Source organism: Burkholderia sp. AU17457, assembly GCF_002223255.1.
GTDB classification, from domain to species: Bacteria; Pseudomonadota; Gammaproteobacteria; order Burkholderiales; family Burkholderiaceae; genus Burkholderia; species Burkholderia sola.
This window is the reverse complement of the sequence record NZ_NKFB01000008.1, coordinates 1,050,236-1,074,978: the sequence shown is the minus strand read 5'-3', so window position 1 is coordinate 1,074,978 and position 24,743 is coordinate 1,050,236. Positions and strand designations below refer to the sequence as shown.

The following is a 24,743-nucleotide window of genomic DNA, read 5'->3' as shown; positions in this document are numbered from 1 at the left end:
AGGGAGGACGTCAATGCACTCCCTCCGTCGCGACGGCCGCGACAGCGGTCTGGCGCATCGCGAGCCGGCGAACCATCACATAGAACACCGGCGTGAACAGCAGCCCGAAAAACGTCACGCCGATCATCCCGAAGAACACTGCCGCGCCGACCGCCTGGCGCATCTCCGCGCCCGCGCCTTCGGAGATCACGAGCGGCAGCACGCCGAGGATGAACGCGAGCGACGTCATCACGATCGGGCGCAGCCGCTGCACGCACGCGTCGACGACGGCCTCGACGAGTTCGGCGCCGTCGGCCTCCAGCTGCCTTGTGACCTCGACGATCAGGATCGCGTTCTTCGCGGCGAGCCCGACCAGCACGATGAAGCCGATCTGCGTGAGGATGTTCACGTCCTGGCCGAGCGCGCGCACGCCGAGAGAGGCGGCGAGCAGGCACATCGGCACGATCAGCAGGATCGATACCGGCAGGCTCCAGCTGCCGTACTGCGCGGCGAGCACCAGATAGACGAGCAGCACGCACAGCGGGAACACGAGCAGCCCCGTGTTGCCGGCCGTGGTCTGCTGATACGACAGATCGGTCCACTCGAACGAGATGCCGGGCGGCAGTACCTGTTTCGCGAGCGTTTCCATCGTCGCGATCGCGAAGCCCGAGCCGAGGCCCGGTGCGGTATCGCCGTTGATTTCGGTGGCCGGATACAGGTTGTAGCGCGGCGCGCGATCGACGCCGAGCATGTCGTCGATGCGCGTCACGCTGCCGATCGGCACCATCTCGCCGTCGCGATTGCGCACCTTCAGCCGCGCGAGATCCGACGCGTCGACGCGGAACGGCAGGTCCGCCTGCGCGGTCACGCGATAGGTGCGACCGACGATGTTGAAGTCGTTGATATAGGTCGAACCGAAATACGTCTCGACCGCGTCGTTGATCGCCTGGCTCGGCACGCCGAGCATCTCGGCCTTCTCGCGGTCGAGTTCGACGTGCACCTGCGGGCTCGTCGCGGAGTAGGGCGTGTAGACGCCGACCATGCCGGGCGTGCGGTTGGCGGCCGCGACGAGATCCTGCGTCGCCTTCGCGAGCGCGGCGGTGCCGAGGCCGTTGCGGTCTTCGAGCCGCATCGCGAAGCCCCCCGTGCTGCCGAGGCCCTGCACCGGCGGCGGCATCGCGACGACGATCGACGCTTCGGTGATGGTCGCGAGCCGCTTGCGCATCTCGGCGGCGATCGTGTCGATCGTCAGGCCGCGTGCCTTGCGTTCCGGCCAGGGCTGGAACACCGGGAACAGGCCGGCGCTGTTCGCCGAGTTCGTGCCGGTCGCCGCGTTGACGCCGGAGAATACCGGCACGCGCGCGACACCGGGCACCGACAGCGCGATGTCCTCGATCTTGCGCGCGACCGCGCTCGTGCGTTCGAGCGTCGCGCCGTCGGGCATCCGCACGAGCACGACGAGGTAGCCGCGATCCTGCGCGGGAATGAAGCCCTTCGGGCTCGACACGAGCAGGTAGCCGGTCGCGGCGATCAGCACCACGTACAGTGCAGCCATCGCGGGAATGATCCGGACGATTTTCCGGACCAGCCGGCCATAGGCATCGGACAGGCGCTGGAACAGGCGGTTGAACGCGGTCGAGAAGCGCCGCGCGACGCGCATCGCCGGCGCGAACGGCGCGGCCATGCGCGATGTCGGCGCGGGGGCGTCGTGGTCGCCGGCGTGCGCTTTCAGCATCATCGCGGACAGCGCGGGCGCGAGCGTCACCGACGTGAAGAACGAGATCGCGGTCGACACGGCGATCGTCACGCCGAACTGTCGGAAGAACTGGCCCGAGATGCCGGGAATGAACGAGGTCGGCACGAACACCGCGCACAGCACGAGCGTGATCGCGAACAGCGCGCCGCCGACTTCCTTCATCGTCAGCAGCGTCGCGTCGCGTGGCCCGGCGCCGGCCGACAGGTGCCGCTCGACGTTCTCGACCACGACGATCGCGTTGTCGACGACGATCCCGACCGCGAGCACGAGGCCGAACAACGTCAGGTTGTTGATCGAATAGCCGAGCACGGCCATCGCCGCGAACGTGCCGACGAGCGACACCGGAATCGACAGGATCGGAATGATCGACGGCCGCCAGCCTTGCAGGAACAGCAGTACGACGAACACGACGAGCACGACGGCTTCGTAGATCGTCTTGACGAGTTCGTGGATGCTGTCGCCGATGAACGCGGTCGGGTTGTAGCCGATGTTGTAGACGATGCCCTTCGGGAAGTCCGTGGACAGTTGGGCCATCTTCTTCTCGACCGCGTCCATCGTCGCGACGGCGTTCGCGCCGGGTTGCTGCAGTACCTGCAGCGCGATCGTCGGATGGCGCAGCATGTAGCTGTCGGTCGCATACGCGAGTGCGCCGACCTCGACGCGCGCCACGTCCTTCAGCCGGACGAGCCTGCCGTCCGTGCCCTGCTTGACGACGATGTCGCTGAAATCCTCCGGACGCTTGAGCCGCCCTTCGAAGATCAGGTTCGGCTGGAACGCCTGGTTCGCGATCGGCGCCTGCGCGACCACGCCGCCCGCGAGCTGCGTGTTCTGCGAACGCACCGCGGCGATCAGGTCGGCCGGGCTCAGGCCGAACGACGCGACGCGCTCGGGGTCGAGCCAGATGCGCATCGAGTATTCGCGCGCGCCGAGCGCATTGATGTCGCCGACGCCTTCGATCCGCTTGAGCACGTCCGCGACGTTGCGGATCGCGTAGTTCGATACGTACAGCGGATCGTAGCGCTGGTCGGGCGAGTACAGGAAGATCGTACCGAGCTGCGTCGGCGACGACTTGCGTACCGACACGCCGCTGCGCTGCACGGGCTCGGGCAGGCGCGGCGTCGCGAGCGCGACGCGGTTCTGCACGAGCACCTGCGCCTTGTCGACGTCGGTGCCGCGCTTGAACGTCACGGTGATGTTCAGGCTGCCGTCCGACGTCGCCTGACTGTACATGTACAGCATGTCTTCCACGCCGTTCACTTCCAGTTCGATCGGCGTCGACACCGTTTGCGAGACCGTTTCCGCGGAGGCGCCCGGGTAGGTCGCCTGGATCACGACGGTCGGCGGCGCGATGTCCGGATACTCGGACACCGCGAGCGAGAAATAGGCCAGAGCGCCGACGATCGTCAGCACGATCGACAGGACGATCGCGAGCACCGGCTGCTGGACGGACAGGCGGCCGAGGTTCATTGCGCGCTCCCGGTCGTGCCGCTCGCCGCGTGGGCCACCATGGCCGCGTCGATCGCGCGCGGCACGGCCTTGACCTTGTCGCCGGCCTGCACGCGCTGGAAGCCGTCGACGATCACGCGATCGCCCGCGTTCAGCCCCGCGTCGATTTCGCGCAGGTTGCCGTGCAGGCGGCCGGGCGTCACCGGGCGGATCGCGACGGCGCCGTTCGCGTCGACGAAGTACAGCACGCGGCGCGTCGCATCGGTCGCGACGGCCGTATCCGGCACGAGCAGCGCGTGGTGCGCAACACGGCTCGACAGATACACGCGGCCGAACTGGCCGGGGCTCAGGCGCCGGTCCGGATTCGCGACGCGCGCGCGCTGGCGCAGCGTGCCGGTCGAGTCGTCGAGGCGGTTGTCGACGAAATCCATCGTCCCCGTCAGCGACGGCTGCGTGTCGCCCGGCAGCGCGATCGCGACCTGCCGCGACGACGCGTTGCCGCCGCTTTTGCGCGCTTCGCGCGTATAGCGCAGGTAGCTTTCCTCGTCGACGTCGAAGTAGATGTCGATCGGGTCCTGCGACACGATCGTCGTCAGCACGGTCGCGTCGCTGTCGCCGCCTTTCACGAGATTGCCCTCGCTCACGCGTTTGCGGCTGATGCGGCCGGACATCGGCGCGACGATGCGCGTGAACGACAGGTCGAGCCGCGCGCGTTCGAGTGCGCCTTGCGCGCTCGTCACTTCGGCCTGCGCGCTTTGCACGGCCTGTCTGCGCTGGTCGTAGAGGCTCTGCGCGATCGTATCGGTCTTGATCAGGACGCTCGCGCGCTCGAAATCCTGCCGGCTCAGTTTCAGTTGCGACTGCGCGCGCTCGAGCGCACCCTGCGCGGCCGTGACGGCCGCCTGGTACGGGCGCGGGTCGATGACGAACAGCAGGTCGCCCTTGCGGACGACCGCGCCGTCCTGGAACGCGACCTTGTCGAGATAGCCGCTCACGCGCGGGCGCACGTCGACGGTGTCGACCGCTTCGAAGCGGCCGGTGTAGACGTCGACGTCGTGGACGTCGCGCACGACGGGCGCGCTGACGATCACGCTCGGCGTCGCGGGCGGCGCCTTGTCGTCCGACTGGCAGCCGGACAGCGCGAACAGCGCGGCCAGCGGAACGGCGGCCAGCACGGCCGGTCGCGCGATGCGCTTCAATCCTGGATATCGGTTCATATGCGTGCGAAATGTCGAGTGGGGCGCGTGGCGCCGGACGGTGCGAAGTATCGTGCGCGGCGCGCGGCGGATAAACCGATGAAGCGGCATAAGAACTTGTACTGCGCAGTCACGAATCGCGGCCCACAGCGGCGACGCGCGAGCCGGTTTCGCGGCGCAGGGCGAGGGAACGGAAATGCAGCGACGACGCGCGGCCCGAATGCCTGTTCAGGCGATTCGGGCCGGCCATGCGGAGGGGACGGACGAGCGGGTGCGCGTATCGAAAGGCGTGCTCTCGTGCGCGCCGACGTGACTCAATGACCGCGATAGATCGAGTCGCGGCCGTTGATCATCATCGCGCGGCCGGATTCGCCGGTGGTGCGGGGTTCGCTGCCGTAACCGGTCTTGTCCGCGGTCGGGGCGGCGTGCGGCGTTGCCTGCGCGACGGCGTTTTCGCGCACGCGCTTTTCGGCGGCAAGGATGGCGGCCGGATACTGGTTGTGATCCAGCGCCGGGGTGTAGCCGACGGCGGCGAGGCGGGCCATCTCGGCCTTCACTTCGGCACGGGTCAACTGATGGTCGGCCGATTGCGCGAACGACAGCGCCGGTGCGGAAAGGATCAGGGCGGCGAGGGTGGAGGAAACGAGCGTTTTCATCATGGGTACCTGTGGTTGAGTCAGCCGCAACCAACGTCGACCCCGTCGATGTCGTTGCGAGTGCACCCAATATAGGTATCGCGACGGCCGGGAAAAATGGCCGTCCCGCCAAATCATTTTTGATCCCGAGTCATGAATCGAGCATGAATTCGGTCGGTAGCCTTGCCTGTCGGGCCGTTCGCCCGAACAGCGCGCCGGAGCCGCGGATCGAAACGGGCCGCAGATCGCCCGGTCAGACCTCACGGGACTCAACTGTGTCGAATTCCGTCTTGGACAGACTTAACCCGTTTGCCTAGACTGAACTCGCTTTCCATCCTTCCCTGGAGAAATCATGAGTCTCAAAGACAAGCTGCCCGGCAACAAGATCCTCGGTTTCGGTACCGCCCCGCTCGGCAACATGTTCCGCAACATCCCCGACGCGGAAGCCGCGGCCACCGTCGAAGCCGCGTGGCAACACGGCATCCGTTATTTCGATTCGGCCCCGTTCTACGGCGCCGGCCTCGCGGAAATCCGCCTCGGCGACGCGCTGGCGAACCATCCGCGTGACGAATACGTACTGAGCACGAAGGTCGGCCGCGTGATCCTCGACGAAATCGAAGACGTGTCGGCGCGCGATCTCGGCGAAAAGGGCGGCCTGTTCGAACACGGCCGGCCGAACCGCATCGTCAACGACTACTCCGCCGACGCGACGCTGCGCTCGATCGAGGACAGCCTGAAGCGCCTGCGCACCGACCGCCTCGATATCGTGTGGGTGCACGACATCGCGCAGGATTTCTACGGCGACGAATGGCTCGCGCAATTCGAAGTGGCGCGCAAGGGCGCGTTCCGCGTGCTGGGCAAGCTGCGCGAAGAAGGCGTGATCAACGCATGGGGCCTCGGCGTGAACCGCGTCGAACCGATCGAGCTGGTGCTCGACCTTGCCGAACCGCAACCGGACGGCATGCTGCTGGCCGGCCGCTATACGCTGCTCGATCACGAGCGCGCGCTGCAACGCGTGATGCCGGCGGCAGCCGCGCGGAACGTCGGGATCGTCGTCGGCGGCCCGTACAGCTCGGGCGTGCTCGCGGGCGGCACACACTTCGAATATCAGAAGGCTTCGCCGGACATCCTCGCGAAGGTCGACCGGATCAAGGCGATCGCCGCGCGTTACGACGTGCCGATCAAGGCTGCCGCGCTGCAGTTCTCGATGTCGCATCCGGCCACCGTCGCGGTGATTCCGGGCGCGAGCCGTCCGGAGCGGATCGCGGAAGACCAGGCGGCGCTGAACGTGGCGATTCCGGCCGACTTCTGGCGCGAGATGCGCGAACAAGGTCTGATCGCGGCCAATGCGCCGCTGCCGGCCGATCGTTGATCCTGGCAGGTGACGACATGGCACAGGCAAATGCAGGTATCGAGGTCGCGGCTTCGGCCGACACGGTCTGGCAACTGATCGGCGGCTTCGGGTCGTTGCCCGACTGGCTGCCGTACATTCCGGCCAGCGAACTGAGCGAAGGCGGGCGCGTGCGGCGTCTCGCGAATCCGGCGGGCGACGCGATCGTCGAGCGGCTGGTCGCGTTCGACGAAGCGGAGCGCAGCTATACGTACGCGATCCTCGAAGCACCGTTCCCGGTCGTGAACTATCGCTCCACGCTGCGCGTGCGCGAGCACGGCCCGAACGCGTCGACAGTCGAGTGGTCGGGCATGTTCACGCCGCACGGCGCGACCGACGAGGAAGCCGTCCGGCTGTTTCGCGGGATCTACGAAGACGGCCTCGCGGAGCTGGCGAAGCGTTTTGCGCCGGCTTGATGGCGGCGGCACGCTGCATCCCGTGAGCAGGAGCCTGGCGAAATCAGGCTCCGTCAGCGCCTTCGTTACGGGCTTCGGCCTGCTGCGAAGCCGTTGGCGCATGCGTGGCGCGCGCGATGTGCGAGAAGATCAGCGAAGCGAAGCAATCGACGCTCCGCGCTTTCAGCGATTCAATTTCCGACTGCCGCGACGACCTCCTCGCCGGTGAGGATCTCGCGGAAGATGCCGACCAGCGGCCGCAGGTTGACCTTGTGCCATGCGGCCCACAGCGGCGTGCGGTAGCTGAACCACGGCAGCTCGCGCAGCACGACGCCTTCCGGCACCTGGTGACGCAGGCTCTGCTGGATCATCGTCACGCCGAGCCCCGCGGCCACGAGGCCGAGCGCGGCGAGCGGCTCGGTTGCCTCCACCGAAATGTCCGGCGAGAAGCCGGCCTTCGCGCAGGCCGCGACGAACGCGCCGTGACGCGGCGCGCTGTCCTGCTGCGTGACGCCGATCCACGCCTGCGCGGCGAGATCGTCGGCGACGAGCGTCTTTTTCTTCGCGAGCGGATGCCCGTCGGGCATCGCGAGCAGCATCGGATCGTCCAGCACCTTCGTCGATTCGAGTTCGGGATCGTCCGGCGCGGGCGGCTCGGTGACGAGCGCGATGTCGAGGCTGCGCTCGCGCAAGCCTTCGAGCTGCGCGGCCGATTGATAGTTATACAAAGCGATGTGAACGGACGGGCGCCCGGCGCGCAGCGTTTTCAGCGCGCGCGGCAGCACGCCCGAGTGCGTGGCCGTTTCGAGGTAGCCGATGCAGAGGCCGCCTTCGTCGCCGCGACCGAGCCGGCGCGCGAGCGATTCGAGCCGGTTCGCGTGGCGCAGGAACGCGTGCGCTTCGCTGAGGAACGTGCGCCCGTCGCGCGTCAGGCGAATGCGCTGCTGGCTGCGTTCGAACAGCGTGAGGCCGAGCTTTTCCTCGAGCTGCGCGATCTGGCGGCTGAGCGGCGATTGCGAAATATGCAGGCGCTCGGCGGCGCGGCCGACGTGTTCCTCTTCCGCGACCGCGATGAAGTACTGAAGCTGGCGGATGTCGAGCATGTCAGACCTTACGGGACTCAAGATTTAAGAATTATGTCCCAAAAGGACTTGCCCGTGCAACCTGGAGCCCGCTCGACGCGGCGCGGCCCTGCCGAGCGCCGCATGGCGCAGCGCTCGCATGAGCCGCTCGGGCGAAGCGGAACCGCCCCCGTATTTGCCGTCAGTTCCCGTACATGTCGAAGTCGAAGTATTTCGACTGGATCTTGTTGTACGTGCCGTCGCTGCGAATCTGCGCGATGGCGCGATTGAGTGCGTCGCGCAGGTCGGTGTCGGCCTTGCGTACGCCGGCCGCGTCGCCGTTGCCCATGATCTTCGCGTCGTACACCACGCCGCCGGCGAACGAGAAGCCCTTGCCGCGCGGCGTCGACAGGAACCCGAGCTGGCCTTGCACGGCATCCATCAGCACGCCGTCGACGCGCCCGGTGACGAGATCCGCATACGCCTGGTCGTAGCTCGGGTACGGCACGACCTCGACCTTCGCGGCCGCCCACTTCTCGCGCGCATAGGTCTCCTGCACCGTGCCCTGTTCGACCGCGACGCGCTTGCCGGCGAGCTTCGCCGCGTCCGGCAGCAGCCCGGATCCGGTGCGCGCGATCAATCGCGTCTGGTTGCGGTACAGGCGATCGGTGAAGTCGATCTGCTGGCGCCGCTGTTCAGTCGCGGCCATCGACGACAGGATCACGTCGAACTTGCGTGCCTGCAGCCCCGGAATCAGCCCGTCGAAACTGCTCGATACCCACACGCATTTCGCATTCAGCTTCGCGCACAGCGCGTTGCCGAGATCGATGTCGAAACCCTTCACGCTGCCGTCGGTCGCCGTCGACTCGAACGGCGGGTAGGTCGGATCGACGCCGATGCGGATGGTCGTCCATTCCTTCGCCGACGCCAGCGACGCGAAGGCCATCGCGGCGGCGGAAAGGAGAATCGTGAGGCGCGTCTTCATGGTCAGGCTCCGTTCGTGTGGGGAAGAGTGGGCGGGCGCGTCAGCTCGGGAATTCGCCGCGCTGAAAATCGTTCGACAGTTCGAGCGCGTCGGCCATCTCGCCGACGGTGACTGGCTTGATCGGCGCGCGAATCCGGTAGTGACCGACGTCGCCGACGCTGCGTTGCTGCACGTCGGCGATCAGTTCGCCGACCGTCGTGCCGCACCAGCGTCCCTGGCACGGGCCCATCCCGCAGCGCGTAAATGCCTTCATCTGGTTCGGCCCCTGGCAGCCGAGCGCCGCGAGCCGGCGGATTTCGCCGGCCGTGACTTCCTCGCAGCGGCACACGATCGTGTCGTCGTCGGGGTGGCGCAGCGTGGCAGGCGGCGTGTACAGCGCATCGAGCAGCGGGCGCACCGCGAGGTGGCGGCGCAACGCGTGCAGCACCGGGCGTTCGCGTGCGGCCTGCCGTTGCGCGTCGAGGGCACCGAGCCGCGCGGCGATGTCGAGCGCGGACACTTCGCCGGCGAGCGCCGCCGCCCGCGCGCCGCCGATGCCCGCGCCGTCGCCCGCGATCCACACGTGCGGCACGCTGCTGCGGCCGCGCGCGTCGCACTGCGGACGCCAGCATGCCGACGATTCGTCCCATTCGTGTGCGCAGCCGAGCGAACGCGCAAGCTGCGTCGACGGAACGACACCCTGATGCAGCAGCACGAGCGACGTGTCGAGCGTCTGCACGACGCGTTGCGCGTCGCGAAAGCGGATGCATTCGGCGCGGTCGTCGCCGTCGATGCGGATATCGGTCGCGCCGCGATACACCGGAATCCCGGCGCTGCGCACCGCGCGCAGCATGCGCCAGCCCTTGAGCAGATAGTCGGCGCCGCGCAGCGCCGGCAACGCATGCGGGAGCGCGCGGCGCCACGCGTCGCGCGGTGTCGTGTCGACCAGCGCACGCACGCGCCGGCCGGCATTCAGCAATTGCGCGGCGAACAACCACAGCAGCGGGCCGCTACCGGCGAGCACGGCGTCGGCCGATGGCGCGAGGCCGGACGCTTTCAGCAGCGTCTGCGCGGCGCCGACGCCCATCACGCCGGGCAACGTCCAGCCCGGCACCGGCCACGCGCGCTCCTGCGCGCCGGTCGCGATCAGCACCGCGCGTGCGCCGATTTCGAGCGTGCCGCGCGACGGGCCGCTTTGCGTGAGCATCGCGACGGGTTCCGGCTCGAACGCGATTTGCCATACGATGCTGCGCGGCAGGTAATGCGCGCCGCTCGCGAGCAAGCCGTCGACGAGCGGGCGGCCTGCCGTGTAGTCGGCGCCGAGCCATTGCGCGAGCGGCGCCGGCGCGTCGGCCACGTTGCGATAGATCTGGCCGCCGGGCGCGCGGCCTTCGTCCGCGACGACGACCGACAAGCCGGCCGCACACGCGGCAGTCGCCGCCGCCATGCCGGCCGGCCCGGCGCCGACGATCAGCAGGTCGCACTGGCGGCGCGTCATGCGAGCCTCGCCTTGCCGTGCATCGTGCGCACCTGCATGCCGTCGGCGACGGGCGTCATGCAGCCTTGCACGTTCGGCACGCCGTCGATGTCGACGAGGCAGTCGAAGCACACGCCCATCATGCAGAACGGGCCGCGCGGCGCGCCGCTCACCGCGCTCGTGCGGCACGCGGCCGAACCGGCGGCGAGCATCGCGGCCGCGACGCTGTAGTGCGCGGGCACGTCGTGCGGCGTGCCGTCGATATGGATGCGCACGCGTTCGAGCGTCGCGGCGGCGGGAACGAGGGATTCAAACATGCCGGGCTTCCGTGGGCGCGGCGAAGCGCGCGGTGGTAAAGGCGGACAGGTCGGCCGGCGCGGCGTGGCCCGCGATCCACGGCGCGACGAGATCGGCGTGGGTCGCCGCGAGCGTCACGCCGCTGTGGCAGATCGCGATGAACGCGCCGGGATACGTGGTCGACGCCTCGTAGACGGGCAAGCCGTCGGGCGTCATGATGCGCAGCGCACCCCATGCGCGCACGATGCGTGCATGGGCCAGCGCCGGGAACGCAGTGCGCGCGCGGCGCGCGATGTCGACCATGGCGGGGCGCGTCTGCCCATCGTCGAAGCCGACGTCTTCGGCCGAGTCGCCGAGCAACACCGAACCTTCCGCCGTTTGGCGAACGACGAGCGTCGGATAGTCGAGAAACGGTGCGAGGCGCTCGGTGACCATGATCTGGCCGCGCAGCGGCGAGATCGGCGCGCGCAGGTCGACCATTGGCGCGAGCCGCGCGTTGTCGAGGCCGGCCGCGAGCACCACGCGCCCGGCTTCGAGTTGCGCGTGGCGCGTGTCGATCTCGAAGCGCCCGGCGCGCGGGCGGATCTCGGCGACTTCGCTGCGCGGCAGATAGACGCCGCCGCACTGCTGGAGCGCCTGCAACATCGCGCGCAGCGTGGCGAGCGGATTCGCGTGACCGTCGTTCGGCGACCACAGCGCGCCGGCCAGCGACGGCGACGCCGACGGGATGAGCCGCCGCAGCGCGGCGGGATCGAGCACCTCGTACGACAGCGCGGCGTCCTGCCGGCGCAGCGATTCGAGCAGGCCGGTCGCACCGTCGAGTTCCGCGCGATGCTCGAACAGCTCGATGCCGCCCGGCCGTTCGAACGCGCAATCCACGCCCGTTTCGCGCTGCAACTGCGCGGCGAACGCGCGCCAGCGCGCCGACGATTCACACGACCAGCGCGCATACGGCAGGCAGCGGCCGCCTTTGCCCTGCACCCACACGAGCCCGAAATTGCCGCGCGCCGCGCGAAACGCGATGTCGTCGCCGTCGCACACCGCGACGCGTTGGCCGAGACGCGCGATGCCCCACGCGATGGCCATGCCGACGAGACCGCCGCCGGCCACGACGACGTCGAAGCGGCGCACGGTCATGCGCGGCTCCGGTGTCGCGGACGAGGCGGTTGCATGTTATATCCCATGGCGGTGCGGCTCCTTGCTTTCATTACGTTGCGGAACCGATGTTCGGACAGGCAAAATGGGCTGTCCAATACAGCTTGATCAACGACCCATAATCCAGTGTTATGACCACGCCCTCGCTCAGGATTCGCCAGATCGAAGCGTTTCGCGCGGTGATGCAGCGCCATACCGTCACGCGCGCGGCGCGCGATCTCCATATCTCGCAGCCGGCCGTGAGCCGGCTGATCGCCGATCTCGAGGAGCGGATCGGCTTCGTGCTGTTCGAGCGGCAGCAGGGGCGCTTCACGCCGACCGCGCAGGCGCGCGTGCTGTACGAGGAGGTCGAACGCGCGTTCGTCGGCCTCGACCGCGTCGCGCAGGCCGCCGAGCAGATCCGCGCGATGCGGCGCGGCACGCTGCGCGTGGCGGGTTCGCCCGCCGTCGCGCTCGACCTGCTGCCGGAAATCGTCACCCGTTTCTCGCACGCGCATCCGGGCGTCGACATCACGCTGCTCGCGCATAGTGCGTCCACCGTCGTCGACAAGGTCGCGTCGGGGCAATGCGATGTCGGGCTGATCGCCGAACCCGTCCCGCATCCGGCCGTGCGCGGCGAGCGGCTCGCGGAAAGCGCGATGTGCTGCATCGTGCCGCGCGGGCATCGGCTTGCGCGCAAGCGCGTCGTGCAGCCGGCCGACCTGCGCGACGAGTCGTTCATCTCGTTTCCGCCGAGTTTCGAGGCGCGCAGCGCGATCGACCGCGTGTTCGTCGAAGCCGGCGTGTCGCGCGTGCTGTCGATCGAGGCGCAGCTGTCGCGGACGATCGTCGCGTTCGTCGCGAACGGCGCCGGCGTCGCGCTGATCGATCCGGTGACGGCCGCGTACGCGGGCCAGCGCGTGGCCGTCAAGCCTTTCGAGCCGGCCGTGCCCGATCACTTCTACCTGGTGACGTCCGCATCGCAGCCGCTGTCGATGATCGGCGACGCGTTTTGCGCCGATTTGCGCGATGCGTTCGCGAGGATGCACGCACCCGGTTCGACACGGGTCGACTCGCCCCTGCCCGCGTCGAACCGCCGATGAGATGAAGTACCGCCGATCCTATTGCGCCGCGGGTGTGAACGGTGCAGGAATCCGGCCCGCTTCCTGACGCGCGATCATCCAGCCGGGATAGCAGGGCGGTAACGCGCTCACGGCATCGAGACGCGTCAGTTCGTCGTCGGTCAGCACGACGTCGACCGCGCCGAGATTGTCGTCGAGCTGGTCGATCCGCTTGGCGCCGATGATGACGCTCGTGACCGCCGGCTTCGCGAGCAGCCACGCGAGCGCGATCCGCGCGACCGACACGCCGTGCGCGCCGGCGATCGCGCGCATCTCCGCCACGCACGGCCAAGCCCGATCCAGATCGACCGGCGGAAAATCGAAATGGCCGCGCCGCGAACCTGCTTCGGTCGACGCACCGGGCCCGAACTTGCCCGACAGCAATCCGCCGGCGAGCGGCGACCACACGAGCAGCCCCATCTGCTCGTCGACGGCGAGCGGAACGAGTTCGCGCTCCACGTCGCGCCCGGCGATCGAGTAGTACGCCTGCAGCGTCTCGAAACGCGTCGCGTGAAGCGCGGCACTCAGGCCGAGCGCCTTGCCGATCTTGCCCGCGCGCCAGTTCGACACGCCGACGTAACGAATCAGCCCCTGCCGCGTCAGATCGTCGAGCGCGCGCAGCGTCTCCTCGATCGGCGTCACGGGGTCGCTCGCGTGAATCTGGTACAGGTCGATATGGTCGACCTGGAGCCGTTCCAGGCTTCGCTGCACCGAATCCATGATGTGACCGCGCGACGCACCCTGGTCGTTGGGGCCCGTGCCCATCACGCCGGCCGTCTTCGTCGCCAGCACGATCTCGTGGCGCGGGACGCCGAGGTCGCGCAGCGCCTGCCCGACCACGCGTTCGGCCTGGCCGAACGAGTAAATGTCGGCGGTGTCGATGAAGTTGACGCCTGCGTCGAGCGCGCGGGCGATCAAACGGTTCGCGTCGTCCTGGCCGACCGCGCCGATCGCCGCCCACATGCCGGCATCCGCGTTGCCACCCATCGTCATCGTGCCGAGGCACAGCTCGGACACATACAGGCCGGTGCGGCCCAATTGCTTGTATTTCATCAGAATTTGCTCCGAGAGCCCCGCCATCGATGGCGGGGGAGGACGTCGATGCGGCGCCCTTCAGAATCGGCCGGACACAATGCGAGGCGTTGACCGGTGGCGCCCCCGCATGAACGTCGGAACGTTAGTTGGCGCGTGATTTGCCGGCCCGCAACTGCCCGGCGATCGCCGCGACGCGCGCGCCATAGCGGCGCGCCGTTTCGAGATCGCCCGGCGACATCTCTTCCGGCGACGCATCGGCCGGCGTCTGCGCCATCGGCGCGATGTAGGCGCCCATGCGGTTCAGGTCGTCGCGCGTCGACGCTTTCAGATTGGCCGGCTTGATGTCCATGCTGACCCAGATGCCGCCGTGCTGTCCGGCCAGCAGAAAGAAGTATTCGAGCGTATTGAGCTTGTCGCCGTTGACGCTTGCGCTATTGGTGAAGCCGCCGAAGATCTTGTTTTGCCATCCGCTGTCGAACCAGACCTTCGACGATGCATCCGCGAACTTCTTGAACTGCCAGCTCGGGCCGCCCATGTAGGTCGGCGAGCCGAACAGGATCGCGTCGGCGTCGGCCAACGAGTTCCACGCATCGTCGGCGAGGTGGCCGTCGGCATCGATCGCGACGAGTGCGGCGCCGGCGCCGTCCGCGACAGCGGCGGCCATCCGTTGCGTATGGCCGTAGCCGGAGTGATAGACGACGACCGTTTTTACCGGCGGGTAGAGTTGATCCATGGTGGTTTCCTTTCGTTCGGGTTGTCGTTCGGACGACGTGGGAAACTACTCTACCGAGCCGTAACCGGGTTATAAACGACGACAGATTGAACGTTCCGTTACTTTCCGGATGAACAATGCAGAACCTTGACGCGCTTTTGATTTTTGCCCGTGTCGCCGAAATGGCGAGCTTCACGCGTGCGGCCGAAAGCCTCGGTATTCAGAAAGGACGGGTATCCACGGTCGTCCGTGTGCTCGAACGGGACATGGGTGTCGCGCTGCTGCATCGAACCACGAGGCGCGTGCAGCTCACCGAAGACGGACGCGCGTTCTATGCGCGCGCAACCGACCTGCTCGCCGAAGTGCAGGAGTTGCAGTCGATGTTCTCGGGGCGCGGTACGTCGCTGCGCGGCAGGTTGCGCGTGGACATGCCCACGGAACTCGCGCGCAGTGTCGTGGTGCCGGCGCTGCCGCAACTGATGGCCGCGCATCCGGATCTGGAGCTGGAGCTTTCCAGTACCGACCGGCGTGTCGATCTGGTTCGGGAAGGGTTCGATTGCGTGATCCGGCTGGGTCCGATCGCCGACGAGACGCTGATTGCCCGGCCGCTTGGCCGGCTGCGCATGACGAATGCGGCGAGCCCCGACTATCTCGCGCGGCATGGCGTACCGCACACGCTCGCCGATCTGCGCAGCCAGGGGCACAAGATGATCCACTACACGCTGACGCTCGGCGCGCGGCATCCCGGATGGGAGTATCCGGACGGCGACGGCTATGCGTGGCTACCGTTGCCCAGCGCGATGCAGGTCAACAGCGTGCAGACCTATCACGCGGCGGGGCTGGCCGGCATCGGGCTGATCCAGGCCGGCTATTCGGCGCTCGCGCATCACATCGAAAGCGGCGCGCTCGTGGAGGTATTGCCCGACTTGCGGCCGGAGCCGCTTGCCGCGTCGCTCGTCGTCGCGCATCGGCGCAATCTTTCGCCGCGCGTGCGGGCGTTCATGGACTGGATCGCGGGCGTGTTGAAGCCGTACCTCGATTAGCGGAGGGGGCTGCAGGATTTTCCGAATCCGTGTGGCGATGAACGTCCGGCCACTGCATCAACGCACCGAATCCCGCGCCTCGCCCAGCACCCACTCCGCAAACGCCCGCACCGGCGCCGCACTCAATTCGATCGGCTCGGGCAGCACGAGGCAGAAGTTTTTCGTCACCGCTTTGCCGTCGGGCCAGGGCGCGACCAGACGCCCTTGTTCAAGCTCGGCCCCGATGTAAAGGCGCGGCACCAGTGCGACGCCAAGGCCGGCCAGCGCGGCCTCGATCAGCATCGAATGCAGATCGTATCGCGGGCCGACCGCCGAATTGGTCAGCACGATGCCGGTCTCCTGCGCATAGACCTGCCACGCATCCGGATTCTGCCGCCGGTGAAGGCGCGGCAGCGCATCCAGCGACGGGTTCGCGCCGGCGCCTTCAAGAAGCGCCGGACTGCAGACGGGCACCAGCACCTCTTCCAGCATCGGATGCACATGCATGCCGGCCCAGGCCGGATGCGCGAAATGAATGGCCGCGTCGAAGCCGCTGCCGGCCAGGAGGAACGGTTCCATCCGTTCGGCGATATGCACGGTGACGTTCGGATGGCGATCCTGGAAGCGCTTCAGCCGCGGGATCAGCCAGCGCGTCGCGAAGGTCGGAATCGCGGCGATGTCGATGCTCGCGCCTTCGACGGGCTGCCCCATCAGATACAGGCTGTCCCGTTCCAGGCGATCCAGAATCTCGCGCACCTGTACCGCGTATCGCGTGCCGTTGGGCGCCAGCCGCACGCGGTTGCCGACGCGCTCGAACAGCGTCACGCCAAGGAATGCCTCCAGCCGGCCGATCTGGCGACTGACCGCGCCCTCGGTGCGCGCCAGCTCGTCGGCGGCGCGGGCGAAGCTGCCGTGTCGGGCCGCGGCCTCGAAGGCCAGGAGCGCGGAATTGCTCGGGATCTTGCGTCGCATCGGGGTCTCGCCGGTCGGAGTGTGTTCGAGCGTCAGCTTGATCAAATATCACTGAAGGCTGACTTTAAGTCGATATCTACGTGGGAGACCGCAGATTAGCATTACGTCACTGCACTGAATATCCCGCATTCGAAGCGAAGGACAAGCCGATGATCTACACCGTGGAATGCAGCTTCGCCGACCCGGCGAGCGAAGCCGAATGGAACGACTTCTACAGTCTCGACAAGCTGCCGGCCCTCATCTCGGTGGCCGGTTTTCACACGTCGCAGCGGTTCAGCGCGATCAGCGACGGTTGCCCCGTTTATCTGGCCGTTCACACGATCGACGGCCTCGACGTGCTGACCGGCGATGAATATCGGCGCAAGGGCGGCGGCAATTTCGCGCGGTGGCAGCAGCACATCACCGACTGGCACCGCAACCTCTATGGCGATATCGGTCCGGCGCCGGCGGTCAATGCCGACGAACTGCTCGTGCTGAGCGCCAGCGGACCCGACTCGATGATCGAACTGGGCCTCGAGCCGCTGGCCATGCAGGCCGTTGCACTGGAGCAGTGTCCGGCGCGTCGCTGGCTCGCGGTCCTGCCGCGCAGCGATGCGCCGCTTGCCGACAACGTGCCGGACGATCTTGACCTGTACGCACCGATGACGGCGCAACTGACGAAGGCCGCCCGCGATGCCTAACCTGACTTTCCATATCGATGCGGAACGCATGCCGCCTGACGCGCGCCTCGCCGAACTTTCCGGCGACTGCATCGAACTGTGCACGGATGTCCTGCAGGCGGAACTGACGAACGTCCACGTCATTTACGTGGCGGTCCGGCACGGATGCGGGCATCCCGTTTTCGCGGAAATCCGGTATCGCGTGGCGTCGTCTCGCCCGCCCGCGGTCATGAACGCGTTCATGGAGGCGCTGGATCACGCGATCGTTCGCCGCACGGGGCTGACGGCGCGCATCCGTTGCTTCGGTCATGCCGCGCCGGACCTTCACGCCCGGAACTAGCCGCTGCGGAGAAGCATGATGTCCAACGTTACGTTTCCCGGCCGGCGTGTCGGCGATTTCACGATCACCGCGATCAGCGACGGCTACCTCACGGCCAGTCTCGATTTCCTGTCGAATATCGACGCGGCCGACGCTGCCGCGATGCAGCGCGCGGCCGGCCAGCAGCAGCCGTCCGCCGTGCATATCAACTGCTACGTGGTGCGCGGCGCGGGCCGCACGGTTCTCATCGACGCCGGAGCCGGCGGTATCAAGGAATGGGGCGGCCGCCTGATGGACAATTTGCGACTTGCCGATATCGATCCTGTCGCGATCGACACCGTCCTGCTCACCCACGCCCATCCCGACCACGTCGGCGGGCTGGTGAATGCGGCCGGACACGTGGCGTTTCCGAATGCGGAACTGGTCGCGCATCGACGCGAGGTCGAATTCTGGCGGGACGACGGCAACCTGAGCCGCGCCAGCGAACGCGCCCGCGGCAATTTCCGGATCGCGCGTCACGCATTCGACGCTTACGGCGACGCGTTGCGGACCTTCGATGAAGGCGAGGTGCTGCCCGGCATCGCGGCCATACCGCTACCGGGGCATACCGACGGACACACCGGCTATGTGCTCGAATCCGGCGATCGAGGCCTGCTCGTGTGGGGCGACATCGTGCATTTTCCGCATATTCAGATCAAGCGGCCGGACGTATCGATCGCGTTCGACCAGGATGCGTCGCAGGCGGCGACGACGCGTTCGCGGTTGCTGGATCGGGTCAGCGCGGACGGGCTGCTGATCGCCGGCATGCACCTGGGCGAACCCGGGTTCGCGCGCGTCAGGCGAGCGAACGGCGAATACGGGCTGTGTTACGAGACCGACGCGTGACGCGATGCCGGCGATCCGCCGGAAACGCCTGCCGACATGCGCTATAGCGATCGGTGGGCAATGGTGCCGGACGCGTGCGGAAACGGTTGGCCGCGCACCGGGCATCAGCGCATCCTGTCGGCCGACGAGGTTCGTTCCAGGCGCGGCGGCGGCCGGTAGCCGCGCTGCTTCCGCCTTCCCTTGTCGCAATCGTCAAGATTCGCGTCGCGTGCGGATAAAAGCCGCCCGTTCCCGGCGCCGTTAACCCGTTCGCAGCCCCCGCGCCGCGTACTGCGTGATGGCGCGCGTCGTTCGTGTTCCGGAATTCACATCCGCCGCTGGCCGTGCCTGGCCGGCTCAAGGGAACGTCATGCGAAAACAACTCACTATCCGTGGTGGACTCGTCGCGACCATCGCCGGCTATACCGTGCTGCTCGTGCTGGTGGTCGGCGCCTGCATCGCGGCGCTCTACATCGGCAACGGCTCGCTCGAGGCGATGTACCGCGACGACACCGCGTCGCTGCTGCACCTGAAGACCAGTTCCGAGCGAATGCTGGTGCTGCGCGAACGCATGAGCGACGTCGCGCAGATCATCAGCGCCGGCCAGCCGGCGAAAGACGAAGTCGCGCAACTTCACGCGCTGCTCAAGCAGAGCAACGACGAACTGGACGCGTACACGCGTCTGCACGCGCGCGACGCCAGCGAGCAGGCGCTGTTCGATACGCTGCAGAACCATCGTCGCGCGCTGCTCGACCGCGTGTTCCTGAAGGCGCTGTCGCAGCTCGACGGCGACGACGCGTTCAACTTCCTCGACACGCAGCGCACGGCGCCGCCCGCATTGTTCGCCGCCTACCAGGCGGCGATCGACGCGCTCGAATCGTTCCAGGTCACGCGCCAGAAGGCGCGCTACGATGCGGCCGGCGTCAATTTTCATCGGATCGTATGGGGGATGGGGGCGGTCGCGGCGCTGGCGCTCGTCGTCGGGTTCCTGGCGCAGCGCGTGCTCTCGAAGGCGATCATCGAGCCGATCAACCTCGCGGTCGACCAGTTCGAGAAAATCTCGAAAGGCGACCTGACCGGCGCGGTCGTCGTCCCGGGCGCCAATGAAATGGCGTATCTGCTGAATGCGCTGAAGCGGATGCAGGACGGCCTCGTCGAGACCGTGAGCCAGGTGCGCGCGAGCACCGAGACGATCGTCGGCGACGTGCGCACGATCGCGAGCGGCAACGTCGATTTGTCTGCGCGCACCGAGCAGCAGGCTGTGTCGCTGCAGCAGGCGGCCGCGAGCGTCGAGCAGCTGACGGCGGCCGTGCGCCAGAACGCGGACAATGCGCGCGATGCGCGCACGTACGTCGAGGGCGCGGCCGGCATCGCGTCGCGCGGCGGCGAAGCGATGCAGCGCGTCGTCGAGACGATGTCGGAGATTTCGAACAGCTCCACGCGCATCTCCGGCATCGTCGGCGTGATCGAGAGCATCGCGTTCCAGACCAACATCCTCGCGTTGAACGCCGCCGTCGAAGCCGCGCGCGCGGGCGAGCAGGGGCGTGGTTTCGCGGTCGTCGCGACCGAGGTGCGCGGGCTCGCCCAGCGCTGTGCCGCGGCGGCGAAGGAAATTCGCGAGCTGATCGGTCATTCCGCGCGACGCGTCGAAGACGGCAGCGGCCTTGTCGCACGGGCCGGCTCGGCGATGGCCGAGCTCGTCGCGGCGGTCGAGCGCGTCAACGCGATCATGGGCGAAACCAGCCAGGCGTTCGACGAGCAGTCGTCGGGCATCGAGCAGGTGAATGCCGCGGTGATCCAGATGGAGCAGACGATGCAGCGTAATGCCGCGCTGGTCGAGGAGGCGGCGGCCGCGGCGCTGTCGCTCGACGAACAGGGCGCGCGGCTGAGCGCGGCGGTCGCGCAGTTCCGGCTGCGCGAAGCGGCGCTCGCGTGACGTGTACGCTTATTGCGGTGCGTCCGGCAACGTGTAGTCGAAGCGGTACGCGTGCTGGCCGTTGTCGATATCGATGAGCATCGTGCCGGACAGCCCGAGCAATTCATCCGTTCCGGAATCGGGCACGACCGTGATCGACTGCGTCGGCTGCCCGCGCGTCATGGTGGAGCAGTGCTGCAGCACGAAGCTGCCCTTGCGCCCGCCGAGCACGCCGTGGACGGTTTCCATCGCGACGTAGCCGGCCGAACCCTGAACGCTGCTGCGAAACGCGAGCATTTCGCCTTGGCTGACGGCTTCCAGATCGCCGTGAAAATGCTTGTCCAGCGACATGCGGCCGAGCCCGCTGCTTTCCGCGACGTGACTCAGGGGTTCCGGATTCAGCTTCACTTCGAATGGACCGCGGGCCTGCAGTTTCATTGCTGTTCCCCTTGTTTCCAGCGCCGCCAACGCTCGCGGCCCGTCAACATTTCCATCGCTTCCTGCCTGGTGTTAGGCAAAAACACAGTCTTATGCCTACTCGCTGGTTTAAGCGAGAGCCTATGTCCGGCGTTTCGACGGGCTGCTCCGGGTACCAGTTGTTCCCGTGCTGCGGGCTGTGTCCCTTCGATTGACAAGAAGCCCCGCCTCCATCATCTGCGGGGCGAAGTGCCCGCACTTTGGACATCAACGCCAAGTCTTTTTTAAGTATTCATTTAATATTGTGCGAACAACTCGAAGTGCGTTGCCGCAGCGCACTTCTGCGTCTATTATGCGCAGATGATATCCAAACGCATTACAACCGCTGATGTCGCGGCTGTTACAGGGCTAACCCGGCATCAGCTGCGCGGACTTCTGGCGGGCCTCCCCGGGTTCGACGAACACGAGAAACGTGCACGCGTCGCACGGGAGTATTCCATCCAGGAACTTGTCCTGCTCGCCGTTTGTTGTGAACTTCAGACGCGCTATGGGCTGCGCCGCGACGCGGTGGCGTCAGTTTTCGAAGAACTGCGGACGATGATGAGCGGTCCCCGGGACGTTGTCGCACATGCACGTCTCCTCATAAACGTACAACCTCCGGCGGTGCGGTATCTTGCCCCATTTTGTTCCGTCGACGACGGTATCGTTTTGCCGGTCGAGCCGATATTTGAGCGCGTCTACAACCACTTGAACAGTGACCCTCGGTATGACTGGGCAGGGCAGCGCTCGCTCGATCTCGGTCCGGTCGCTATAGCCCGATCGACAGCAGAGCCCGCGAGTGCAACTGACAAAAGAGAGAGCGGCGCGGAAAGCCGAATTAGCGGGGTACGTCGGAAATGACATTGGATGATCTCATTCAGGAGCTTAATCTAAGCGGTGTAAATCCCGATAGCTTGGTGCGTCTTGATAAAACTCCTGATCCACGGCATATACGGTACGTTGACTTGATGTCAACTAATCAAGCATCCACTGAAGTCTTGCCAGATGCGGTTGTTGAATCAAGCGGGCAGCCATTTGCCTACGTGATTCGGGGCAACCGTTTGGGAGACTTGCCCCAAGGGGTTCAGGCCCGTTTGGCTGAGCTTGTGCGCGTCCTGGCTTGTCGATCGGATGCTAGGTATCTTTGCGTCGTCCGGCCCGGCGTGCTCGATGTTTACCCCCTCGCCATATTTGAATCGGCTCCCCCTCCGCTCAAACTACGTGACAAGGATGATCGACCGTCTTGGCGAGCGCTGTTGAGCGCCGGTGTTCCGTTATCGAGCAGCACTGCACAAAGCCGCGCTAACGAGAAATGGCTTGAAACTCTCCTTTTTCAGCTTCTCGTTGATGCAGCAAGAGGCATTCAAAAGGCTGCGCCAGGATTTTCGATTCAACAAGTGATCGCCCTGGTTGGGCGAGCATTGTTTTTTCGCTTTTTGGTGGATAGAGGGATCGTGACGGAGAGTAGCACTTCGTCAATTTCTTCTAAAGAACAATCACTGGTGTCGATGTTTGCTGATGCAGCATCGTTGGTCGATACCTGCAGATGGTTGGATAAGACGTTTAATGGCGACTTGCTCTCTCTGGGAGATAAAGACTATGAAGGCTTGATCAGGCTCGCCGGTAAAAATATCGGCACGATCTGCTGGCATCTAACGAACATTCAGCACAGATCGGTCGGTGGGCAACTGCCTCTGGATTGGTCAGGCATCCGCTTTCGTCACGTACCAGTTGATGTTCTTAGTCAGGTTTATGAAGATTTTGCGCATGAATTTGTGCCCGATTTGGCTCGTGCGACAAGTGTTCACTTCACCCCTCGTCAACTTGCTGAAGTCGTGATCGATGGTGCGTTTAGTGCGGTTCGGTCCTGCGCACCTCATTATGCAAAGGTACTCGATCCTTCTGCAGGCGCAGGAGTCTTCTTGGTCCTCGCGTTTAGACGGTTGGTCGCGGAACGCTGGCGGGCGTTCGGCACCCGCCCGTCGCGAACGGATATTCGTCAGATCTTGATGACTCAACTTACAGGTTTCGACATCAATCGCGATGCTCTGAACATCAGTGCTTTGAGTCTGTATCTGGCCGCGCTTGAATTGGATCCGGCGCCGAGTCCTCTGAGTGAGCTTAAGTTTGAAAAGCTGATCGGGAGCGTGCTGCACGTCGTCGATGTTGAAGCGCTCGGAGGAGAAAACGCGGACGATGAGCTTGGAAGCCTGTCCACACGGGTACGTGCGATTTACCAAAAATCGTTCGACATTGTCGTGGGTAATCCTCCGTGGACAGGTCTGAAAGGGGAGGCAGCAGTAGCGCTGAATAATTGTATGACCGGGCTGTTGGCTGACCTCGCAACCCCGTCTCCTGGACTGTCGAAAGTTCCGGACGTCGAATTCTCCTCAGAGTCGCAGTCAATTTCGCGAGAGTCAGAGGACGATGCTATGGTGCCTAGCCAGCTCGTCGCGAGGTATGGTTCGCCCGACGTTGCTTTTCTTCTTGCCTCCGCCAGATGGGCTAAACCGGCTGGGGCGCTAGGCTTTGCCTTGCATGCCCGACTGTTGTTCCAACCGGAAGCGTACGAACTCAGGAGGCGAGTGTTTAGCGCCGTTCGCGTGACGGGGATCATGAACTTCGCCGCACTTCGCCAGGACAAGAAGCTTTGGCCGACGAATAGTGCTCCGTTTATGCTGCTTGTCGCACAGAACGAGAAGCCGGTTGGAGGGGAAAGCTTTTTCTTTGTCAGCCCGAAGCACGAACCTCAACTGGCGGAAATGGGGCAGTTTCGTGTTGATCCATCGGCAGCGATATCGATTCCGCTAAGATTGATTGGAAGCAGCGTATATGCACTGAAGGCGGTCTTCAAGGGCGGTCTCTTAGGGGTGGATCTCTTGAATCGGATTCAGAAGAAAAGTAGTCGCACGGTAGCTCAGCAGCTCGAGTCGGCGAATTTGAAGTTCTGGAGTGGCTATCAACTCGGCAAAGAGCTCAAGAGAACCCAATCGGCTGCTCATTTGGAAGGCTTGCCGCTTGCCACGCTCGCTATGAGATTTAGTGTCCCAAAGCATGCAACACCTTTCGGTCTGACGCATGTGCAGTGGCCTCGCGCGCGTGAGATTTATCGAGGTCCTCTTCTGCTATTCCGCGAGTCACCCAAAAGCGACCGGGCATTGCGTGGAGCGCTTTACGCAGAATCGGATGCCGCATACAGCGAAAGCTTCTTTGGATTGTCATTTCACGGACGGAAAACCCTCAAGCCTCTCGTTGACTTGCTGTACGTGCTTTCATATAGCGATTTATTTTTGTATTATCAATTGCTAACCAGCCCGAAATTCGGTGTTGAACGAGATTCTTCTCTTCAGTCAGACCTCGATGCGTTTCCCTTGGTAGACATCGACGGAGTTGACGGGAATTTGCGTAAAGAAGTGGCCGCGGTCGCAGCGGCGCTACGGTCGGGAGAGGAATGCTGGAACCGAGTCGATTCGGTTATGGCTTCGCTATATGATTTGTCGGCTGCGGACGAGCAATTGATCCAAGATACACTCGCGATGGAGCTTCCGTTCACGGGCACCCGCAAGGGCGCCAGCGAATCCGTCACGCCAGTTCAGTTGCAAGCGTATACGGAGACGTTTAATCGGTTGGTTCGTCCTTTCCTGAAAGGAAGGTGCGAAGACATCGCTTACCCGTCCTTGGAGCAATACATCGATGGTTGGGCTTTTGTTGAAATGCAATCCCCTCATTCGACCGAGGATGCGGATCATGACTCTCCTGTGGCAGATCTCAAGGCGATGGCATCTCTTGCTGGAACATATTGGTCATCGCAAATTTGTGTTCGCCGCAAGGATGGTTCGCAATTGATGGGGCAGCTAAGTCAATCTCGCTACTGGACGCGTACGCAAGCGCGTCTTAGAGCTTTGGACTGGCTGCAGCATGGACCACTCGTCAACTAA

At 65.5% G+C, this 24,743-nt stretch carries 21 protein-coding genes; 9 read left to right on the top strand and 12 right to left on the bottom strand.

Annotated elements, in window-relative coordinates:
* Positions 1–10: 10 nt before the first annotated feature.
* The 3 genes from CFB49_RS34790 to CFB49_RS34780 form a co-directional block, all read right to left on the bottom strand.
* Entirely contained in the window at positions 11–3,202 is a 3,192-nt protein-coding gene (locus CFB49_RS34790) for an efflux RND transporter permease subunit (protein ID WP_089493649.1), read from the bottom strand.
* A complete protein-coding gene (locus CFB49_RS34785) occupies positions 3,199–4,398 on the bottom strand; it encodes an efflux RND transporter periplasmic adaptor subunit (RefSeq protein WP_089493648.1) in 1,200 nt (399 codons plus the stop codon). The genes CFB49_RS34790 and CFB49_RS34785 overlap by 4 nt, the downstream gene beginning before the upstream one ends.
* 293 nt (positions 4,399–4,691) lie before the next feature.
* Complete coding sequence (locus CFB49_RS34780) at positions 4,692–5,036, bottom strand: DUF4148 domain-containing protein (protein ID WP_179235003.1); 345 nt, start codon at positions 5,034–5,036, stop codon at positions 4,692–4,694.
* 328 nt (positions 5,037–5,364) lie between these two features.
* On the opposite strand from CFB49_RS34780, the gene CFB49_RS34775 reads away from it, so the two are divergent.
* Both CFB49_RS34775 and CFB49_RS34770 read left to right on the top strand, forming a co-directional pair.
* Positions 5,365–6,384, top strand: a complete 1,020-nt coding sequence (locus CFB49_RS34775; RefSeq protein WP_089493647.1) for an aldo/keto reductase — start codon at positions 5,365–5,367, stop codon at positions 6,382–6,384.
* Between the two features lie 17 nt (positions 6,385–6,401).
* Positions 6,402–6,818, top strand: coding sequence for an SRPBCC family protein (locus tag CFB49_RS34770; RefSeq protein WP_069619796.1), 417 nt, complete (start codon positions 6,402–6,404; stop codon positions 6,816–6,818).
* A gap of 170 nt (positions 6,819–6,988) precedes the next feature.
* Here the strand turns inward: CFB49_RS34770 and CFB49_RS34765 are convergent, their stop codons facing one another.
* From CFB49_RS34765 to CFB49_RS34745, 5 genes are all read right to left on the bottom strand, one after another.
* Entirely contained in the window at positions 6,989–7,900 is a 912-nt protein-coding gene (locus CFB49_RS34765) for a LysR family transcriptional regulator (protein WP_089438060.1), read from the bottom strand.
* A gap of 160 nt (positions 7,901–8,060) precedes the next feature.
* Positions 8,061–8,843, bottom strand: coding sequence for an ABC transporter substrate-binding protein (locus CFB49_RS34760; protein WP_089493646.1), 783 nt, complete (start codon positions 8,841–8,843; stop codon positions 8,061–8,063).
* A gap of 40 nt (positions 8,844–8,883) precedes the next feature.
* Positions 8,884–10,320 (bottom strand): FAD/NAD(P)-dependent oxidoreductase, encoded by a 1,437-nt coding sequence (locus CFB49_RS34755; protein WP_089493645.1) that lies wholly within the window; start codon positions 10,318–10,320, stop codon positions 8,884–8,886.
* Positions 10,317–10,616 (bottom strand): (2Fe-2S)-binding protein, encoded by a 300-nt coding sequence (locus tag CFB49_RS34750; RefSeq protein ID WP_089493644.1) that lies wholly within the window; start codon positions 10,614–10,616, stop codon positions 10,317–10,319. Before CFB49_RS34750 ends, CFB49_RS34755 begins: the two co-directional genes overlap by 4 nt.
* Positions 10,609–11,733, bottom strand: a complete 1,125-nt coding sequence (locus CFB49_RS34745; RefSeq protein WP_089493643.1) for an NAD(P)/FAD-dependent oxidoreductase — start codon at positions 11,731–11,733, stop codon at positions 10,609–10,611. Before CFB49_RS34745 ends, CFB49_RS34750 begins: the two co-directional genes overlap by 8 nt.
* 149 nt (positions 11,734–11,882) lie before the next feature.
* On the opposite strand from CFB49_RS34745, the gene CFB49_RS34740 reads away from it, so the two are divergent.
* Positions 11,883–12,833 (top strand): LysR family transcriptional regulator, encoded by a 951-nt coding sequence (locus CFB49_RS34740; RefSeq protein WP_089493642.1) that lies wholly within the window; start codon positions 11,883–11,885, stop codon positions 12,831–12,833.
* An 18-nt stretch (positions 12,834–12,851) separates the two neighbouring features.
* On the opposite strand, the gene CFB49_RS34735 is transcribed toward CFB49_RS34740, so the two are convergent.
* Together CFB49_RS34735 and CFB49_RS34730 are read right to left on the bottom strand one after the other, a co-directional pair.
* On the bottom strand, positions 12,852–13,904 hold the full coding sequence (locus tag CFB49_RS34735; protein WP_089438188.1) for an aldo/keto reductase: 1,053 nt from the start codon (positions 13,902–13,904) through the stop codon (positions 12,852–12,854).
* 124 nt (positions 13,905–14,028) lie between these two features.
* Positions 14,029–14,619 carry a flavodoxin family protein gene (locus CFB49_RS34730; protein WP_089493641.1) on the bottom strand — a complete coding sequence of 197 codons (591 nt, stop codon included), beginning with the start codon at positions 14,617–14,619 and terminating at the stop codon, positions 14,029–14,031.
* A gap of 116 nt (positions 14,620–14,735) precedes the next feature.
* On the opposite strand from CFB49_RS34730, the gene CFB49_RS34725 reads away from it, so the two are divergent.
* Positions 14,736–15,641, top strand: a complete 906-nt coding sequence (locus CFB49_RS34725; protein WP_089438053.1) for a LysR family transcriptional regulator — start codon at positions 14,736–14,738, stop codon at positions 15,639–15,641.
* Between the two features lie 57 nt (positions 15,642–15,698).
* On the opposite strand, the gene CFB49_RS34720 is transcribed toward CFB49_RS34725, so the two are convergent.
* The gene (locus CFB49_RS34720) at positions 15,699–16,592 is read right to left on the bottom strand and encodes a LysR substrate-binding domain-containing protein (protein WP_089438052.1); all 894 of its coding nucleotides are present in this window, start codon (positions 16,590–16,592) and stop codon (positions 15,699–15,701) included.
* A 149-nt stretch (positions 16,593–16,741) separates the two neighbouring features.
* Between CFB49_RS34720 and CFB49_RS34715 the strand changes: the two genes are divergently transcribed.
* From CFB49_RS34715 to CFB49_RS34700, 4 genes are all read left to right on the top strand, one after another.
* A complete protein-coding gene (locus CFB49_RS34715; RefSeq protein ID WP_069619805.1) occupies positions 16,742–17,272 on the top strand; it encodes a sugar ABC transporter in 531 nt (176 codons plus the stop codon).
* On the top strand, positions 17,265–17,591 hold the full coding sequence (locus CFB49_RS34710) for a hypothetical protein (RefSeq protein ID WP_069619806.1): 327 nt from the start codon (positions 17,265–17,267) through the stop codon (positions 17,589–17,591). The genes CFB49_RS34715 and CFB49_RS34710 overlap by 8 nt, the downstream gene beginning before the upstream one ends.
* Before the next feature lie 18 nt (positions 17,592–17,609).
* Complete coding sequence (locus CFB49_RS34705; RefSeq protein ID WP_089438187.1) at positions 17,610–18,455, top strand: MBL fold metallo-hydrolase; 846 nt, start codon at positions 17,610–17,612, stop codon at positions 18,453–18,455.
* A 349-nt stretch (positions 18,456–18,804) separates the two neighbouring features.
* On the top strand, positions 18,805–20,370 hold the full coding sequence (locus tag CFB49_RS34700) for a methyl-accepting chemotaxis protein (protein WP_089493640.1): 1,566 nt from the start codon (positions 18,805–18,807) through the stop codon (positions 20,368–20,370).
* A 9-nt stretch (positions 20,371–20,379) separates the two neighbouring features.
* Here CFB49_RS34700 and CFB49_RS34695 read toward each other — a convergent pair whose 3' ends face one another.
* Positions 20,380–20,787, bottom strand: a complete 408-nt coding sequence (locus CFB49_RS34695) for a DUF3224 domain-containing protein (RefSeq protein ID WP_089493639.1) — start codon at positions 20,785–20,787, stop codon at positions 20,380–20,382.
* A gap of 881 nt (positions 20,788–21,668) precedes the next feature.
* Between CFB49_RS34695 and CFB49_RS34690 the strand changes: the two genes are divergently transcribed.
* On the top strand, positions 21,669–24,743 hold the full coding sequence (locus tag CFB49_RS34690; protein ID WP_176730235.1) for an HsdM family class I SAM-dependent methyltransferase: 3,075 nt from the start codon (positions 21,669–21,671) through the stop codon (positions 24,741–24,743).

Coding starts and splice junctions, on each gene's coding strand:
- CFB49_RS34790 (WP_089493649.1), bottom strand. CDS start 3,202: ATGAACCTCGGCCGCCTGTCCGTCCAGCAGCCGGTGCTCGCGATCGTC.
- CFB49_RS34785 (WP_089493648.1), bottom strand. CDS start 4,398: ATGAACCGATATCCAGGATTGAAGCGCATCGCGCGACCGGCCGTGCTG.
- CFB49_RS34780 (WP_179235003.1), bottom strand. CDS start 5,036: ATGATGAAAACGCTCGTTTCCTCCACCCTCGCCGCCCTGATCCTTTCC.
- CFB49_RS34775 (WP_089493647.1), top strand. CDS start 5,365: ATGAGTCTCAAAGACAAGCTGCCCGGCAACAAGATCCTCGGTTTCGGT.
- CFB49_RS34770 (WP_069619796.1), top strand. CDS start 6,402: ATGGCACAGGCAAATGCAGGTATCGAGGTCGCGGCTTCGGCCGACACG.
- CFB49_RS34765 (WP_089438060.1), bottom strand. CDS start 7,900: ATGCTCGACATCCGCCAGCTTCAGTACTTCATCGCGGTCGCGGAAGAG.
- CFB49_RS34760 (WP_089493646.1), bottom strand. CDS start 8,843: ATGAAGACGCGCCTCACGATTCTCCTTTCCGCCGCCGCGATGGCCTTC.
- CFB49_RS34755 (WP_089493645.1), bottom strand. CDS start 10,320: ATGACGCGCCGCCAGTGCGACCTGCTGATCGTCGGCGCCGGGCCGGCC.
- CFB49_RS34750 (WP_089493644.1), bottom strand. CDS start 10,616: ATGTTTGAATCCCTCGTTCCCGCCGCCGCGACGCTCGAACGCGTGCGC.
- CFB49_RS34745 (WP_089493643.1), bottom strand. CDS start 11,733: ATGACCGTGCGCCGCTTCGACGTCGTCGTGGCCGGCGGCGGTCTCGTC.
- CFB49_RS34740 (WP_089493642.1), top strand. CDS start 11,883: ATGACCACGCCCTCGCTCAGGATTCGCCAGATCGAAGCGTTTCGCGCG.
- CFB49_RS34735 (WP_089438188.1), bottom strand. CDS start 13,904: ATGAAATACAAGCAATTGGGCCGCACCGGCCTGTATGTGTCCGAGCTG.
- CFB49_RS34730 (WP_089493641.1), bottom strand. CDS start 14,619: ATGGATCAACTCTACCCGCCGGTAAAAACGGTCGTCGTCTATCACTCC.
- CFB49_RS34725 (WP_089438053.1), top strand. CDS start 14,736: ATGCAGAACCTTGACGCGCTTTTGATTTTTGCCCGTGTCGCCGAAATG.
- CFB49_RS34720 (WP_089438052.1), bottom strand. CDS start 16,592: ATGCGACGCAAGATCCCGAGCAATTCCGCGCTCCTGGCCTTCGAGGCC.
- CFB49_RS34715 (WP_069619805.1), top strand. CDS start 16,742: ATGATCTACACCGTGGAATGCAGCTTCGCCGACCCGGCGAGCGAAGCC.
- CFB49_RS34710 (WP_069619806.1), top strand. CDS start 17,265: ATGCCTAACCTGACTTTCCATATCGATGCGGAACGCATGCCGCCTGAC.
- CFB49_RS34705 (WP_089438187.1), top strand. CDS start 17,610: ATGTCCAACGTTACGTTTCCCGGCCGGCGTGTCGGCGATTTCACGATC.
- CFB49_RS34700 (WP_089493640.1), top strand. CDS start 18,805: ATGCGAAAACAACTCACTATCCGTGGTGGACTCGTCGCGACCATCGCC.
- CFB49_RS34695 (WP_089493639.1), bottom strand. CDS start 20,787: ATGAAACTGCAGGCCCGCGGTCCATTCGAAGTGAAGCTGAATCCGGAA.